Genomic DNA, 14,039 nt, shown 5'->3' with positions numbered 1-14,039 from the left:
CGCGGCGTCAGTCTTGCCGGCTGGCGCGCCAGGCCGCCAGCGCGAGCGCCGTGACCGCCGACCCGACGCCGAAGCCGGGGCCGCCAACGCCGAGGGAGGTGCCATCAGTGCTGTTAGTGCCGCCGCCCTCATCGCCCGTGGCCGACGGGTCCGCTGTCGGCGTCCGTATCCGCGGGTCCGGGAACGTGTACAGCCCGGGCTGGACCTCCGTCCCCTGGCTCGCGTTCGTGCTCCCGGCGACGAAACAGCCGGCGGCCCGCTGGGTGGTCCAGAACGAGGTCGTATCGGTGTCGCGCCACTCGAAGGCGAGTTCGGGTGCAGTCGGGTCCGTCAGGTCGTGGACCCGGACCCCGCCGTTGTACCACGCCGAGTAACAGCGGTTGTCGGTCAGTTCGAAATTGTGCGCCGTTGTGAGGATGCCCCCCGGCGAGGGGTCCGAGGTCGGCGGCGGGTCGAGCGTCGACAGCAGTTCGGCGTCGGCCGGGTCGCTTATGTCGTACAGTTCGATGCCGCTCGGGCCGCCGCTGTCGTCGTCACCGAGGTCCCATGATTCGCCGCCGACGCCAAGCAGCGACGCGTCCTCGTCGACCGTCACAAAGTGGTCGTTGCCCGGCGGCTCGCTCCGCTCGGTGCCGGGGTCATCGATGGCAGCGAGATCTTCTGGGTCGCGCCCGCGAACTTTCGCCACCAGCGAGATGTCGCTCGGGTCAGACACGTCGACGACCCACGTCCCGCTGTCCCAGTAGGCCAGATAGGCCCGGTCATCCTGCACCCACACGTCGTGGAGCGGCCAGAGGCTCGTCGGTACGTCGTGCCAGGCGTCGCCGGCGTCTAACAGCGACCACTCGCCGACTTCCTGCTCGGTTTCGGTGTCGACGACGAGCAGGGGGTTGCCGTCGCGGTCGTTCGCGGTCAGGTAGGCGTACCGGCCGTCGAAGTCGCAGTTGTGGATGCGCGTGTCCAGTTCCAGCCCCGCCATTCGTGTCGGCTTCTGCCGGTCGCTCACGTCGAAGACGACGAACCCGTGGGCTCCGTCCGCGGGGTGGGCCGGCCCGGCGGCCAGCAGCCGCGAACCGCTGACGGCGAGGTCCTGCACCCGCTGTATCGGGCCGTCGTCGCTCTCTGCCAGCAGGCCCGTCTGCCGACCGAGCAGTCTGGGGCTGGTCGGCGTGACGAGGTCGACGAGCGCGATACCGTCCCCGGTCGCGACGTAGGCCGTGTGCCCGTCAGGGCTGGTGACGACCTCGTACACCGTCTCCATCTCCAGCACGCCCAGCGGGTCCCCGCCGGTCGGGGTGTCGGCGGCCGCTGGCTCGGCCGTCCCGTCGCCGGTCGGCGTCGGATGTGCGCGGGTCGTTCCCGTCGCCAGCCCGACGCCTGTTCCTGCGAGAGCGAGTCGTCGGACGACCGTCCGGCGGCGCATAGCCGTTCCTGCGGGAGCCAGGGCAAGAAGGATTCCGGTGGGGCGTCAGTTCCCCTGAATGGCGTCGATGACCATCGCCGCGGCGATGATTGGCTCCTTTGGAACCGTGCTGGCGTCGTCGATAGTAATCTCGTAGCGGTCTTTCAGCGAGAACTGTCCGTCGATGTTGCCGACGTGGTTGCCGTCCTGATCGGTAATCTCGTACTTGTGGGGAATCCACCCGCCGAACGGGACGACGTTGCGGGCAATGGTCACGAGCGCACCCTGAGAGTTGATTTCGGCGATTTTCGCCTCGGTGCTGGCGTCCCGAATCTTCCACGTGTCCTGAAAGATCGAGTAGTCGTTGTCGAGGATGACAATGTCCTCGCCGGTCCTAGAGTCAGTGAGGACGTAGTTGCCGGCCACGTCGATGATGCCGCCGGCGTTGACCTCGAACACCTCGTCGCCGTTCGCGTCGACGAACGGGAACTGCTCTTTCATCTTCAGCATCTTCTGTTTCCCGCGGAGGACGACGTTCCCGGCGGCGTCCATGGCTTTGTACTTGTTTCGGACCAGACTCTGTTCAACTGTGTAGCTGTCGTCGGAGAGGTCAATCCCCGCGATGTCGTAGTCGCTCGTTCCCATACCAATCTCATATTCGATATTCGTGGTAAATCTTTCGCCACACTGTCCAAAATAAAATTAGGCAGGTGCGAAGCGTCGTCTGTCGGCACCCGAACCGACAGGGTTTCCCTCCTGCCGGCCAACGAAGATGCAAAGATGAGCAAGGATATAATCGAGGTCCGAGGGGCCGAGGAACACAACCTCAAGGACGTCGACGTGGAGATTCCCCGCGAGGAACTGACAGTCGTCACCGGGCTGTCGGGGTCGGGCAAATCCTCGCTCGCATTTGAGACGGTGTACGCCGAGGGCCAGCGCCGGTACATCGAGTCGCTGTCGGCGTACGCGCGGAACTTCCTAGGCCAGATGGACAAGCCCCAGGTCGAGAACGTCGAGGGGCTGTCGCCGGCCATCTCCATCGACCAGAAGAACGCTGCCAACAACCCCCGCTCGACGGTCGGGACCGTCACCGAGCTACACGACTACCTCCGCCTGCTGTACGCCCGCGTCGGGACGCCGCACTGCCCCGAGTGTGGCCGCGAAGTGGGCGAGCAGTCCGCCCAGAACATGGTCTCGCGCATCCTCGAACTCCCCGAGGGCACCCGCGCGAAACTGTGTGCGCCGGTCGTTCGCGACCAGAAGGGGGCCTTCGAGGACCTGTTCGACGACCTCGTCGGCGAGGGGTACAGCCGCGTCGAGGTCGACGGCGAGGAGTTCGACCTCACGCTGGACCGGCCGGAACTGGACGAGAACTACGACCACACCGTCGACGTGGTCGTGGACCGGGTGAAGATTTCGCCGGACGCCCGCTCGCGCATCACGGACTCCGTCGAAACCGCGCTCGAAGAGGCCGACGGGACGCTGAAGGTCATCCTCCCGGCCCCGCCGGAAGGCGCGGCCGAGACCCTCGGCGGGTCGGATGCCAGAGCCACGGGCGACCTGGCCGACGGCGACGAGGGCGACGCGGACGAACGCACCCGCCTCGTCGTCGAACTCTCCGAGGACCTCGCCTGCACGCACTGCGGTATCGACATCTCCGAAATCGAGACGCGGTCGTTCTCGTTCAACTCCCCGCACGGGGCCTGCCCGGAGTGTGAGGGGCTGGGCGAGACCAAGGAGGTCAGCGAGGACCTCGTGGTCACCGACCCCTCGAAGCCGCTCAAGCACGTCTTCGAACCCTGGAGCTACGACCGGACGTACTACTCGCGGCAACTGGACAACGTCGCCGAGCACTTCGGCGTGGACCTCTCGACGCCCTTCGAGGAACTGGACGAGTCCATTCGGCGGCAGTTCCTCTATGGTACCGACGACATCGTCGACTTCCAGTGGCGGACCAAGAACGGCACCCGCGAGAAGAGCGAGCGCTTCGAGGGCGTCATCCCCAACCTAGAGCGCCGCCACGTCGAGACGGACTCCGACCGCGCCCGCGAGCACATCGAGGAGTTCATGGCGACGACGACGTGCCCGGCCTGTGAGGGGACCCGACTCAAGGCTGAGTCCCGGGCGGTGCTCGTCGACGGCACCGCCATCACCGAGGTCAACGAGATGTCCATCAGCGACGCGCTGGAACACTTCGAGGGCCTGGGGGCGACCCTCTCTACCCGTGACCGGAAAATCGCCGAGGAGATTCTGAAGGAGATTCGGGCCCGGCTTGGCTTCATGACCGAGGTGGGACTGGACTACCTGACGCTGGACCGCGAAGCATCGACGCTGTCGGGCGGCGAGAGCCAGCGCATCCGGCTGGCAACGCAAATCGGCAGCGGCCTCGTCGGCGTCCTCTACGTCCTTGACGAACCCTCTATCGGCCTCCACCAGCGGGACAACGACCGCCTGCTGAACACGCTGGAGGAACTGCGGGACCTCGGTAACACCCTGCTCGTCGTCGAACACGACACCGAGACGATGCGCCGGGCCGACCAGATAATCGACATGGGGCCGGGTCCGGGCAAGCGCGGCGGCGAAGTCGTCGTCAACGGCCCGATGGACGAGGTCATCAACACCGAAGAATCAGTGACCGGAGAGTACCTCTCGGGCGAGCGCACGATTCCGGTGCCCGAGAGCCGCCGCGAGGCCGACGGCGAACTCACAGTTCGGGGCGCTCGCCAGCACAACCTCGCGGACCTCGACGTGTCCGTCCCGTTGGGAACGTTCACGGCCATCACCGGCGTCTCCGGCTCCGGCAAGTCGACGCTGATGCACGACGTGCTGTACAAGGGGCTGGTCCGGCGGATGAACGACACCGACGTGAACCCCGGCGAGCACGACGCCATCGAGGGCCTCGACGCCATCGAGACGGTGCGGCTTATCGACCAGTCGCCCATCGGCCGCACGCCCCGATCCAACCCGGCGACCTACACCAACGTCTTCGACCACATCCGCGAACTGTTCGCCGAGACCAGCCTCGCGAAACAGCGGGGCTACGAGAAGGGGCGTTTCTCGTTCAACGTCAAGGGTGGTCGCTGTGAGGGCTGTGGCGGCCAGGGCACGGTCACCATCGACATGAACTTCCTCTCCGACGTAACCGTCCCCTGTGAGGAGTGCGGCGGCGCGCGCTACAACGACGAAACGCTGGACGTGACCTACAAGGGCGCGACCATCGCCGACGTGCTGGAGATGACCGTCGAGGAGGCCTACGACTTCTTCGAGAGCCACTCGGGGATTCGCCGCCGCCTCGAACTCCTGAAAGACGTGGGGCTGGGTTACATGCGGCTGGGCCAGCCCTCGACGACCCTTTCTGGTGGGGAGGCCCAGCGCGTCAAACTCGCCGAAGAACTCGGCAAGAAGGATTCGGGCGAGACGCTGTACCTGCTCGACGAGCCGACGACCGGCCTCCACCCGGAGGACGAACGGAAGCTCATCGACGTGCTCCACCGGCTCACCGACGACGGCAACACCGTGGTCGTCATCGAGCACGAACTCGACCTCGTCAAAAACGCCGACCACATCATCGACCTCGGGCCGGAGGGCGGCGAGAACGGCGGCGAACTCGTCGCCGAGGGGACCCCGGAGGAGGTGGCCCGGACCGAAGCCTCCTACACCGGGCAGTACCTCCGGGACCTCCTGCCGAACGTCGACCTGGAGGGGCCACGCGCCGACCGCGACGTGGCTCAGCCGGCGGCTGACGACGACTAATCGGCCGCGTCGTCGATGAGCCGCTCCGCTTTTCTAACGAGGCTCGCGCTGAACCGCGCGCCGACCTCGTCCATCGCGTAGAGCGTCTCGGTCGCGTCGTCGGGCTCGATGTCGCCCCGTTCGACGGCCCGTACGAGGACGCCAATCGACCCGGCGACCGGTATCGACAGCGCCTTGCAGGTCTGTCGGAGCGGCTTGTCGTCGGTGACAACAACGGGGTCGGCGGCGACCAGCGCGTGAGCCAGCAGTACGGCATCGCCTCGCGGGTCCCCGTCAGAGCGACCGAGGTGGCTGGCTGCCTCCTCGACGGCCGCCGTGGAGACGGACTGTGGACAGGTGACCCAGCCGTCGTCGATGGCGTCGGACAGGGCTTTCGCTGCCGGGTCGCTGGTAACCTCCCGGCGAACGGGGTCCGGAACGACGACCGAGCCGTCGATTCCGGCGAGTAGGGCAGCGCTCCCGGTATCGGCCAGCGTGATGAGGACGCTCGCGTCGACCAGGACCGTTCGCTCGCCGCCGGTCATCGAAGCGCGTCTACGTCGTCGGCCAGGTCGGCCTCGTCGTAGTTCGTCATGACGCCGCGGTCGTTGGCCTCGGCCATCATCTCCGCGATGGTGAGCCCGGCCAGGTCGGCCGCGCCGCGCATCCCGACCTCTCCGTCCTGATAGCGCTGGAGGGCGACCCGAATCAGTTCCTCTCTGGCCCCCCGCTGGATGGCCTGTCGAATGGCGTCGCTGCGGCTCGCGTCGGTGGCGTCGGCGAGTCGCGCCACCAGGTCGAGTTCCTCGTCGCTCATACGGGTGGTGACGTTCTCCATGCGTAATACGACGCAACGCATTGCATTAAACGTGCGGTCGGGCGGTTCGGTCAGCAGTGTAGCGGCGACATCCGAAGCGGCCACCAACGTTTTAGTCGCCGGCGGAACCTGATAGAGCCAGCCATGGCACAGTCGACAGCGGACGGCGTCGAGCGGAAACGGGGTATCGGTGGGCTGGCGAGGCAGGCGAACCCGGCCTTCGCCGCGGGGGCGGTGGCCGTCCCGCTGCTGGCCTTCGCGGGCGCGCTCGCCAGCGGGAACATCCGGGCGCTGACCTACGTGCACGTGATGGCCGGCGTGCTGTGGACCGGTGTTGACCTGTTCATGGGGCTGGTTCTGGGGCCGGTCCTGGGCGGCCAGGAGCCGGAGGCCCGGGCCGACTTCTTCGCGTCGTTCACGCCGAAGATGACGTTCCTGATGCCGACGCTGGCGACGGTGACCATCAGCGGCGGCATCCTGCTCGCGCTCCGGCTCGGGAAGTTCCCCAACGCCGACCCGTGGCTGGCGATTCTGACCGCGGCGACGCTCATCCCCGTCGTCCTCCTCATCGGCTACCAGTTCGACGCGCTGACCGACCCGAAGACGCTGGGCGTCCTCGGCGTGGCCGTCCTCGGCTCCGGCGCGTATCTGGCGACCGCGCTCCCGCAGTTCGCGATGACCTCGTGGTGGATAGTCGCCACGCTGGCCATCGTGACGCTGCTGTCCGTGCAGGGCTTCGGCGTCATCCTGCCCGGCGAGGTCCGCATCTACCGGCAGGTCGTCTCCGAGAACCCGGACGTCGACCTCGTCTCCGAAATCGGGATGCGAAACGCCAAGCTCGGGGGACTTCAGGGCCTGATGCAGCTGGCAATCGTCTTCGTGATGGTTGGGCTGCGCTGGTGGACGCCGTAGGCACGGCCGCGGCTACAGACGGGCCGGACGGGTGTGGAAGCGCTTATGCCTGCCTGCAGACCGTTCCTGGCAACGATGGCCTGGTCGGGGCGCGCCGGGAGTCGCTGTACGTACACCGACGACCGCACGGAGTCCGACGGCGAGACTCAGGAGTGGGAGTGTTCACACGGCGTAATCGACGGTCGGGCGTCGTACACGCTCGCGGCGTCCGCGGCGCTCATCGCCGCCTACGCGGGGCTGTACGTCGCTATCGCGCCGGACCTGTTCGGGAGCGTCGGCCAGTACGCACAGCTCAGCCTCGGGTCGTTCATCGCCTTCTTCCTCGGCGGCTTCTTCGTGGCGCTGTACGTCTTCGCGCTGACGCGGTCGGCGAGTCGCTGACCACCACCAGCTTTCTTCGCTCGGGCATCGTACAGTCGGCTATGGACACCGTCTACGCCGCGCTCGGCGACCGCGTCCTCGTCGGAGGCAGCGGGACCGGCTGGGACGACTGCCTGCTCGGCCACGACATCGAGTGTGTCGCCGCGGGCGCGGCCGAGCCGGCCCGGGCCTTCGTCGGCACCGCCGACGCCGGCCTCCAGCGGACGACCGGCGGTGGCGCGACGTGGGAATCGGTCCTCGACGCCGGCGACCGCGTGACGAGCGCCACAGTCAGCTCACAGGACCCTGACATGGTGTGGGCCGGGACGGAACCGAGCGCGGTCTACCGTTCGGCTGACGGCGGCGAGACGTGGACGGAGCGGCCGGGGCTGACCGACCTCGATACGGCGTCGCGGTGGTCGTTTCCGCCGCGGCCACACACCCACCACGTCCGCTGGCTCGCGCTCGCCCCAGACGACCCGGCGCAGGTGTACGCCGCTATCGAGGCCGGCGCGTTCATCCGCAGTCCGGACGGCGGCGAAACGTGGGTCGACCATCCCGACGGTGCTCGGCGGGACAACCACACGCTGTCGACCCATCCAGACGCCCCGGACCGGGTGTACACCGCCGCCGGCGACGGCTTCGCGCTGTCGGCCGACCGGGGAGCGACGTGGACCCACCCGCAGGACGGGCTGGCCCATCGGTACGTATGGGGGCTGGCTGTCCACCCCGACGACCCGGACCGCGTCGTCGTCTCGGCTGCCAGCGGCCCACAGTCCGCGCACAGCACACACGGAGAGAGCTACGTGTATCGGTGGGACGGTGAGCGGTGGACACAATCGATGGACGGCCTGCCGGGTCCGGGTGGGCTGGCCCGCCCGGTCCTCGCCGCCGACCCGGACGGCAGCTTCCTCGCACTGACGAACCACGGGCTGTTCCAGTCGAACCGCGGGGACGCGTGGACGCGACACGACCTCGACGGCGGGGACTGGCCGAGCGACTACGAGCAAGTCCCGAGCGGGCTGGCCGTCATCTGATACCGCCACCGCCTGAGCGGCTCTGGTGACAAACAGAACACACAGCGGACAGAAGCCCTACACGGCGGTAACAGCCACGGACCCGATGCCGGCTGTCACGACCGTCGCAACAGCCGAGAGCAGGATGATTTTCGCCGCTTTTCGCCGATCAGCGCGAACGGCCTCGCTCGTGCCGACGCGTCCGCTTTCCCCACCGGACCCCGAGAGGTCGTAGCGGGCCAGCGCTCCGAAAGCGACACAGAACCGGAAGTAATCCTGAAACGCGCCGAGGAACCCGCCAAAAATGAAGGGGACAGTCGCCCACAGCGACAGTCGAGGGACTGCGTCGACCCCGACGGCGACTGCGATGCCAGCAGCGACGGCGAACGACCCGACGGCCGACAGCCGCCGGGCGCGGCGCTGGTTCGCTCCGATGTTACACACCCCGGGCTGGTACTCTGCCATAGCCGACGACAGGGGCTACACCGACAAATACGCCCTGCTTCGACCGGCGACGTGGCGGTGTCAGCTATCTCGCATACCGCTCGGTCACGGGCAGTGCATCGCGCTGGCGCTTGGCCCGCTCCTGCTCGCCGTCGTCGCGTTCGCCGGTGCTCCGGTGAGCGGCGTCCCGCAGACAGCCACACGGCCGCCGTTCGCAACGATTCCATGACATATCAGCGGAGAACACTGATCCACCTGGCCGTCGTACCGTGCCGTGATGTCCCTCCAACTCGACCGCTCGGATACGTGGACGTGCGCCCTGCTCGGCGGGCTGCTGGCCGCCCCCTTCACCGCGTTGCAGGTGATTCAGTCCCCGGACAGCATCATGTTCAACATGGTTGTGGTCGGCGGCGCGCTCGCCGGCCGCTTCGGCGGCTGGCTGGCCGAGCGGCAGGGCCATCCGCGGGTCCCCGCCGCGGGCGGCTGACCGGGAGCGAGCGAATCGAGAAGGTATTTGGTTCGTGACACCGAGAGAACGTGTATGTATGACGTTGTGGTCGTCGGGGCGGGACCGGCCGGGTCGCGGTACGCGCGTCGGGCGGCCGAGCGGGGGCTTGACGTGGTCGTCTTCGAACAGGGGGAGGTCGGGAAGCCCCTTGCCTGCTCGGGTCACGTCAGCACGGATATCTGGGAGTTCACCGAAGACGCCCGCGACGACCTGTTCCAGAACGAGATTTCGGGCGCTCGGTTTCACACTGGCGGTCCCGGCAGTCAGGACCATCCCTTCTACAAGGACGAGGTCATATCGAACGTTATCGACCGCGTCGGTCTGGACAGGCATCTCGCCGAAGTGGCCCGTGACGCCGGTGCCGAGGTCCGCGAGGAGCACTCGGTCGTCGGCGTCACTGAGGACAAAGATGGCGTCACCGTCGAAGTCCGCGGACCCGACGGCATCGAGACCCACCGCGCGAAGATGGTCGCCGGCTGTGACGGCCCGAAGAGCCGCGTCCGGCGGGAACTGGACTTGCCCGAACCCGACGAACTACTGCACGGCGTCCTCGGGTTCAGCGACGAGGTCGACCACAGCGATTTCGTCGACGTGCACCTTACCGTCCCGCGCTTTTTCGCCTGGCGCATTCCACGAGGCGAAGCCGGCGTCGAGTACGGACTGGCGGTACCACCGGGTGCTGACGCTCGCGGCCGTTTCGAGGAGTTCGTCGACGGCTACGGCGTCGAAACCGACCACCGCTGTTCTGGACTTATCCCGATCGGCCCGCCGAAGCGAGTCACCGGTCGACGGTCGTTTCTCATCGGTGACGCCGCAGCCCAGACCAAGCCCTTCACCGGCGGTGGCATCCGATACGGCATGACTGCCGCCGACCACGCGGCCCGAGAAATCGACCCCGACGACCCGGCGACGCTGGGCGAGTACGAGCGCGCGTGGCGCGACGACCTTCGACAGGAGATCCGCCTCGGCCACGCCGTTCGGGCGGGCTACTCCGCACCGGAACCGATACAGAAAGTCGGGATGAAAGCCTTCGAAGGCGAGATCGGCGTCCACATGGACCGGCCGACAACGCTGTTCTCCAGAGAACAGCTAGCGGCGCTGTTCTCACGGTCCTGACAAACGTGTTACCCTGCTGGCGTTTGCGGGTAACGTTTTTACCGGCCGATGGAAAAAGACGGGCGTGGTAACACGCCGACGTACCTACGTCCTCGCGGGCCTGCTTGTCCTCACCGGCTGTCTGACAGGAGTTCTGCTCGCGCGGGTGCTAGCGACGATTTTCTTCGCAATCACGGTCGCATACGTGCTTTTCCCCGTCTCGGAATGGCTTGGACGCCACGGACTCAACAGGCGACTGTCGGCGGCTGTGACAACAGGTATCGCCTTCATCAGCGGCACACTCATCATCGTCCCGCTCGGGGCCGTGCTGTATCTCCGCCGCCGCGACCTGTTTTCTTTCTTCCAGCAGCTCCCGTCGATGGTGACCCTCGAATTCGGCGAGTTCAGCTACCCGATCGAGATAGATCCGACGTTAGTAGCCGCCCGAGAGACGCTCACGGCCGTCGCGGTGGATTTAGCCGCTGAATCGCCCGTGCTGGCGCTGAAGGCCGTCCTGTTTGCGATCCTCGTCTACGCGATGCTCTGGCAGCCGCAGGCTCCGAAAACGGCCGTCTATCGGACGGTCCCGGCGTCGTATCACGAGGTCGTCAACCGACTCCATCAGCGACTCCGGGGGACGCTGTACGCGATTTACGTGCTTCAGGCGGCGACGGCGTTCGGGACCTTCGTCGTGGCGTGGGTCGTGTTCTGGCTGCTGGGCTATCAGGGCGCGTTCGCACTGGCAGTGGTCGCCGGCATTCTGCAGTTCGTTCCCGTCATCGGCCCCAGCGTCGTCGTCCTCACCATCGCTGTCGCGGATGTTATCAACGGCAACATCACCGGGGCAGTTCTGGTGACCGTGTTCGGCCTCGTTTTTGTCGGTTTCCTCCCCGATGCGGTAATCAGACCGAAGCTCGCCCGCTACACGACGGGTCTCCCGGCCAGCCTCTACTTCGTCGGATTCACTGGCGGCGTGTTGACGCTTGGCGTCATCGGCTTCATCGCCGGCCCGGTCGTCATCGCGCTGCTGGTCGAACTGTCGTCGCTACTGACCAGCGAGCGGCAGGGCGACCAGCAGAAACTGACGTAATGTAGAGTATGCCAGCGCGACGACGCCTCAGTTCGTCTCCAGCGGCCGCCCCTGTGCTTCCCACTCAGTGAGGCTCCCTTCGTAGAAATCCACCCGCTCGAAGCCCAGATGCCGGAGGACGACGTACGTGTGGCTGATGCGCCGGGCGGTGTTGCAGTAGAGAACGACACGTTTCTCGGGGGCGACGCCGGCACTTTCGAGAACGGACAGCGCCTCCTCGCGCGCGAGCAGGCCTCGCGTCTCGTCGTCGACGAGGTCCCGCCAGTCCAGCAGGACCGCACCGGGGATGTGGCCCGCGTCGTACTCCTCGTCCTCGCGGGTGTCGACCAGCACCGTGTCGGAGTCGTTCGCCGCCTCAGCGACCGTATCCGGGCCGACCAGCGGCGTCGACGCCGGCCGCTGAACGGCGTAGTCGGTCGGTGTGACATCGGGCGTCTCGCTCGAGGTCTCCCGTTCGAGTTGCCAACTGGAGAAGTCGCCGTCAAGGAGGTGGAGTCGGTCGGGGTCGTGGCCGAACAGTTCTGCGGTGACCAGAAACCGTGCGGCGAAGACGCCATGGTGGTCGTCGTACGCCACGATTTCGCTCTCCGGCGAGATGCCGGCCTCCGAGAGCAACCGTGCCCACTCGTCTTCGGCGGGCAGCATTCCCTCGCCAGCATCGGACTCCGCGCCGTGTTCGTCCGCCCGGAACGAATCGAAGGGTACGTTCACCGCACCCGGGAGGTGTCCGAGGCCGTCGTACTCCCACGCGTCTCGCACGTCGACCACCCGGAGGTCGTCGCCCCGACTCGACACCCACTCCGCAGAGACGAAATCAGTCATCGTCCACGCGTAACCGCTCCGTCCGCTTGAAAACTCTCATCATGTGCGGTCGAAGGTGGGTGCAAATACTGCCGCATTTCGCGCACGCACAGCAGGGCTCACATCCGGACATGGAACGCCATGGCTCCTGTCCGCTGGGCGGCGGACGTGTTGGATAGCGACAGTGCTCAGTAGAGGCAACGTCTGCCGACACGGTGGACGAGTGGCCGAACATGCCGAAAGTCGTAGTAATATATGTCTGGTAGACTTACGCTTCGATGCACTATGACTGACTACGCTAACGACGTGCTCGTCTCGGCCGACTGGGTCAGCGAGCATCTGGACGAGTTCCAGAGCGACGACCCCGCCCACCGACTGGTAGAAGTGGACGTCGACACGGAACTGTACGACGAGAGCCACGCCCCCGGGGCGATCGGCTTCAACTGGGAGACACAGCTTCAGGACCAGACCACACGCGACATCCTCGACAAGGAAGATTTCGAGGACCTGCTTGGCAGTCACGGCATCAGCGAGGACTCGACGGTCGTTCTCTACGGGGACAACTCCAACTGGTTCGCCGCCTACACGTATTGGCAGTTCAAGTACTACGGCCACGACGACGTGAAGCTGCTCGACGGCGGCCGCGAGTACTGGGTCGAGAACGACTACGAACTCACCGACGAGGTCCCCGAGTTCTCCGAAGTCGACTACGAGGCCTCCGGCCCGCGCGAGTCCATCCGCGCCTACCGAGAGGACGTCGAGAACGCCATCGAGCGCGAACTGCCGCTGGTCGACGTTCGCTCGCCCGAGGAATACTCCGGCGAAATCCTCGCACCCCCGGGACTCCAGGAGACCGCCCAGCGCGGCGGCCACATCCCCGGCGCACAGAACATCTCCTGGGCGGCCGTCACCAACGACGACGGGACGTTCAAGGACTACGACGAACTCGAAGAACTCTACGCCGAGTACGGCATCGACGGCGACTCCACGACGGTCGCCTACTGCCGCATCGGTGAGCGCTCCTCGGTCGCCTGGTTCGCCCTGCACGAACTGCTGGGCTACGACGACACCATCAACTACGACGGCTCCTGGACTGAATGGGGCAATCTGGTTGGTGCGCCTATCGAGAAAGGCGAAGCGGACGACTGAGCATAGCGAAGGCGTTCGCTTCGTAGCGGAGCGGGGAGCCCGCAGGGCGACCCGTGGAGCAGGGCGAGGCTGAGTAAGCGGCAGCATACGACGCGTCAAATCGGAGCGGTAACGGCTTACTTTCGGATTTTTGTGGCGCTGTTCGAGAGCGATGGCGTCCCTGAGACAGTGACATCTGTTCCGGGCGGCACGGCTCGAAAAGCCAGTCGCGTTCCCAACCGTACATTCAAGTCAGATGCGCATCCTACACGCGGGTGTGGACCGAACGGAACTCGAACGGGAACTCCGCGACGCCTTCGACGCCGACCCGGATATCGTTACGGTCGTCGCCAGACAGGCGCGGGACCTCTCGGAATCAGACCAGTTCGTGACCGACTTCGGGGCGGAACTGACCGTTGAAGATGTCATCGACAACCTCGCGGACGCGCCCGAGGAGTATCAACTCGCCGAGCGATGGAACTGGTGGCTGGGTGCACTTGACCTCTCACACGGCGGCTACGCGCGGTTCAGCGTTCGGCAGGACATCGACAAAACGTCCTGACCTGTTGCTGTCGGGATTCCTGTGTGCGAAAAGCGGCGCGACGCCAGTTAGTGTACGCTAAGCCCGTGTGCCTCTCGTGCGTGTTCGAGGAGTTCCTCCGTCGTGTCGAACTCCTCACCGCAACTGCACGTGTGGTACGTCGTCGGGGATTGCTGGCGTGTCGCCATGACAA

At 66.3% G+C, this 14,039-nt stretch carries 16 protein-coding genes; 10 read left to right on the top strand and 6 right to left on the bottom strand.

Translation table 11 applies throughout. The annotated features are described in order from the left end of the window. Nucleotides 1-7: 7 nt before the first annotated feature. Entirely contained in the window at nucleotides 8-1,423 is a 1,416-nt protein-coding gene (locus D3D01_RS04825) for an LVIVD repeat-containing protein (RefSeq protein ID WP_121511426.1), read from the bottom strand. Nucleotides 1,424-1,468: 45 nt separating this feature from the next. After that, entirely contained in the window at nucleotides 1,469-2,047 is a 579-nt protein-coding gene (locus D3D01_RS04820) for an LURP-one-related/scramblase family protein (protein ID WP_121511425.1), read from the bottom strand. Nucleotides 2,048-2,182: 135 nt separating this feature from the next. Between D3D01_RS04820 and uvrA the strand changes: the two genes are divergently transcribed. Further along, nucleotides 2,183-5,155, top strand: coding sequence for an excinuclease ABC subunit UvrA (gene uvrA / locus D3D01_RS04815; protein WP_121511424.1), 2,973 nt, complete (start codon nucleotides 2,183-2,185; stop codon nucleotides 5,153-5,155). Here uvrA and D3D01_RS04810 read toward each other — a convergent pair. Then, on the bottom strand, nucleotides 5,152-5,679 hold the full coding sequence (locus D3D01_RS04810) for a DUF3368 domain-containing protein (RefSeq protein ID WP_121511423.1): 528 nt from the start codon (nucleotides 5,677-5,679) through the stop codon (nucleotides 5,152-5,154). The two genes, uvrA and D3D01_RS04810, sit on opposite strands and share 4 nt — an antisense overlap. Beyond that, nucleotides 5,676-5,972 (bottom strand): UPF0175 family protein, encoded by a 297-nt coding sequence (locus D3D01_RS04805; RefSeq protein WP_121511422.1) that lies wholly within the window; start codon nucleotides 5,970-5,972, stop codon nucleotides 5,676-5,678. Before D3D01_RS04805 ends, D3D01_RS04810 begins: the two co-directional genes overlap by 4 nt. 123 nt (nucleotides 5,973-6,095) lie before the next feature. Here D3D01_RS04805 and D3D01_RS04800 point away from each other — a divergent pair, with 123 nt between their 5' ends. The 3 genes from D3D01_RS04800 (at nucleotide 6,096) to D3D01_RS04790 (ending at nucleotide 8,260) form a co-directional block, all read left to right on the top strand. Next, nucleotides 6,096-6,863: a hypothetical protein gene (locus D3D01_RS04800; RefSeq protein WP_121511421.1), complete on the top strand. Its 768-nt coding sequence runs from the start codon at nucleotides 6,096-6,098 to the stop codon at nucleotides 6,861-6,863. A 75-nt stretch (nucleotides 6,864-6,938) separates the two neighbouring features. Then, nucleotides 6,939-7,244 carry a hypothetical protein gene (locus D3D01_RS24480; protein ID WP_233563227.1) on the top strand — a complete coding sequence of 102 codons (306 nt, stop codon included), beginning with the start codon at nucleotides 6,939-6,941 and terminating at the stop codon, nucleotides 7,242-7,244. A gap of 41 nt (nucleotides 7,245-7,285) precedes the next feature. Next, the gene (locus D3D01_RS04790) at nucleotides 7,286-8,260 is read left to right on the top strand and encodes a hypothetical protein (RefSeq protein ID WP_121511420.1); all 975 of its coding nucleotides are present in this window, start codon (nucleotides 7,286-7,288) and stop codon (nucleotides 8,258-8,260) included. A 57-nt stretch (nucleotides 8,261-8,317) separates the two neighbouring features. On the opposite strand, the gene D3D01_RS04785 is transcribed toward D3D01_RS04790, so the two are convergent. Beyond that, nucleotides 8,318-8,704 (bottom strand): hypothetical protein, encoded by a 387-nt coding sequence (locus D3D01_RS04785; RefSeq protein ID WP_121511419.1) that lies wholly within the window; start codon nucleotides 8,702-8,704, stop codon nucleotides 8,318-8,320. Between D3D01_RS04785 and D3D01_RS23395 the strand changes: the two genes are divergently transcribed. The 4 genes from D3D01_RS23395 (at nucleotide 8,673) to D3D01_RS04770 (ending at nucleotide 11,376) form a co-directional block, all read left to right on the top strand. Beyond that, nucleotides 8,673-8,912, top strand: coding sequence for a hypothetical protein (locus D3D01_RS23395; RefSeq protein WP_147439896.1), 240 nt, complete (start codon nucleotides 8,673-8,675; stop codon nucleotides 8,910-8,912). The two genes, D3D01_RS04785 and D3D01_RS23395, sit on opposite strands and share 32 nt — an antisense overlap. A gap of 48 nt (nucleotides 8,913-8,960) precedes the next feature. Then, nucleotides 8,961-9,170 carry a hypothetical protein gene (locus D3D01_RS04780; protein WP_121511418.1) on the top strand — a complete coding sequence of 70 codons (210 nt, stop codon included), beginning with the start codon at nucleotides 8,961-8,963 and terminating at the stop codon, nucleotides 9,168-9,170. Nucleotides 9,171-9,224: 54 nt separating this feature from the next. Continuing rightward, nucleotides 9,225-10,307 (top strand): geranylgeranyl reductase family protein, encoded by a 1,083-nt coding sequence (locus tag D3D01_RS04775; RefSeq protein WP_121511417.1) that lies wholly within the window; start codon nucleotides 9,225-9,227, stop codon nucleotides 10,305-10,307. Between the two features lie 64 nt (nucleotides 10,308-10,371). Continuing rightward, a complete protein-coding gene (locus D3D01_RS04770) occupies nucleotides 10,372-11,376 on the top strand; it encodes an AI-2E family transporter (protein ID WP_101350960.1) in 1,005 nt (334 codons plus the stop codon). A 27-nt stretch (nucleotides 11,377-11,403) separates the two neighbouring features. Here the strand turns inward: D3D01_RS04770 and D3D01_RS04765 are convergent, their stop codons facing one another. Next, nucleotides 11,404-12,198 carry a sulfurtransferase gene (locus tag D3D01_RS04765; protein ID WP_101350961.1) on the bottom strand — a complete coding sequence of 265 codons (795 nt, stop codon included), beginning with the start codon at nucleotides 12,196-12,198 and terminating at the stop codon, nucleotides 11,404-11,406. A gap of 264 nt (nucleotides 12,199-12,462) precedes the next feature. On the opposite strand from D3D01_RS04765, the gene D3D01_RS04760 reads away from it, so the two are divergent. Together D3D01_RS04760 and D3D01_RS04755 are read left to right on the top strand one after the other, a co-directional pair. Then, entirely contained in the window at nucleotides 12,463-13,326 is an 864-nt protein-coding gene (locus tag D3D01_RS04760; protein ID WP_101350962.1) for a sulfurtransferase, read from the top strand. Between the two features lie 235 nt (nucleotides 13,327-13,561). Continuing rightward, complete coding sequence (locus tag D3D01_RS04755) at nucleotides 13,562-13,867, top strand: hypothetical protein (protein ID WP_101350963.1); 306 nt, start codon at nucleotides 13,562-13,564, stop codon at nucleotides 13,865-13,867. The last annotated feature ends 172 nt before the right edge of the window (nucleotides 13,868-14,039 follow it).

The organism is Haloarcula sp. Atlit-7R, from assembly GCF_003666065.1.
GTDB classification, from domain to species: domain Archaea; phylum Halobacteriota; class Halobacteria; order Halobacteriales; family Haloarculaceae; genus Haloarcula; species Haloarcula taiwanensis.
Note: the sequence above shows the minus strand (reverse complement) of the source record. Positions and strands in the feature narration are given on the sequence as shown.

What these genes read in the sequence shown, in the direction of transcription:
- D3D01_RS04825 (WP_121511426.1), bottom strand. Translation starts at nt 1,423, where the DNA reads ATGCGCCGCCGGACGGTCGTCCGACGACTCGCTCTCGCAGGAACAGGC.
- D3D01_RS04820 (WP_121511425.1), bottom strand. Translation starts at nt 2,047, where the DNA reads ATGGGAACGAGCGACTACGACATCGCGGGGATTGACCTCTCCGACGAC.
- uvrA (WP_121511424.1), top strand. Translation starts at nt 2,183, where the DNA reads ATGAGCAAGGATATAATCGAGGTCCGAGGGGCCGAGGAACACAACCTC.
- D3D01_RS04810 (WP_121511423.1), bottom strand. Translation starts at nt 5,679, where the DNA reads ATGACCGGCGGCGAGCGAACGGTCCTGGTCGACGCGAGCGTCCTCATC.
- D3D01_RS04805 (WP_121511422.1), bottom strand. Translation starts at nt 5,972, where the DNA reads ATGGAGAACGTCACCACCCGTATGAGCGACGAGGAACTCGACCTGGTG.
- D3D01_RS04800 (WP_121511421.1), top strand. Translation starts at nt 6,096, where the DNA reads ATGGCACAGTCGACAGCGGACGGCGTCGAGCGGAAACGGGGTATCGGT.
- D3D01_RS24480 (WP_233563227.1), top strand. Translation starts at nt 6,939, where the DNA reads ATGGCCTGGTCGGGGCGCGCCGGGAGTCGCTGTACGTACACCGACGAC.
- D3D01_RS04790 (WP_121511420.1), top strand. Translation starts at nt 7,286, where the DNA reads ATGGACACCGTCTACGCCGCGCTCGGCGACCGCGTCCTCGTCGGAGGC.
- D3D01_RS23395 (WP_147439896.1), top strand. Translation starts at nt 8,673, where the DNA reads ATGTTACACACCCCGGGCTGGTACTCTGCCATAGCCGACGACAGGGGC.
- D3D01_RS04785 (WP_121511419.1), bottom strand. Translation starts at nt 8,704, where the DNA reads ATGGCAGAGTACCAGCCCGGGGTGTGTAACATCGGAGCGAACCAGCGC.
- D3D01_RS04780 (WP_121511418.1), top strand. Translation starts at nt 8,961, where the DNA reads ATGTCCCTCCAACTCGACCGCTCGGATACGTGGACGTGCGCCCTGCTC.
- D3D01_RS04775 (WP_121511417.1), top strand. Translation starts at nt 9,225, where the DNA reads ATGTATGACGTTGTGGTCGTCGGGGCGGGACCGGCCGGGTCGCGGTAC.
- D3D01_RS04765 (WP_101350961.1), bottom strand. Translation starts at nt 12,198, where the DNA reads ATGACTGATTTCGTCTCTGCGGAGTGGGTGTCGAGTCGGGGCGACGAC.
- D3D01_RS04760 (WP_101350962.1), top strand. Translation starts at nt 12,463, where the DNA reads ATGACTGACTACGCTAACGACGTGCTCGTCTCGGCCGACTGGGTCAGC.
- D3D01_RS04755 (WP_101350963.1), top strand. Translation starts at nt 13,562, where the DNA reads ATGCGCATCCTACACGCGGGTGTGGACCGAACGGAACTCGAACGGGAA.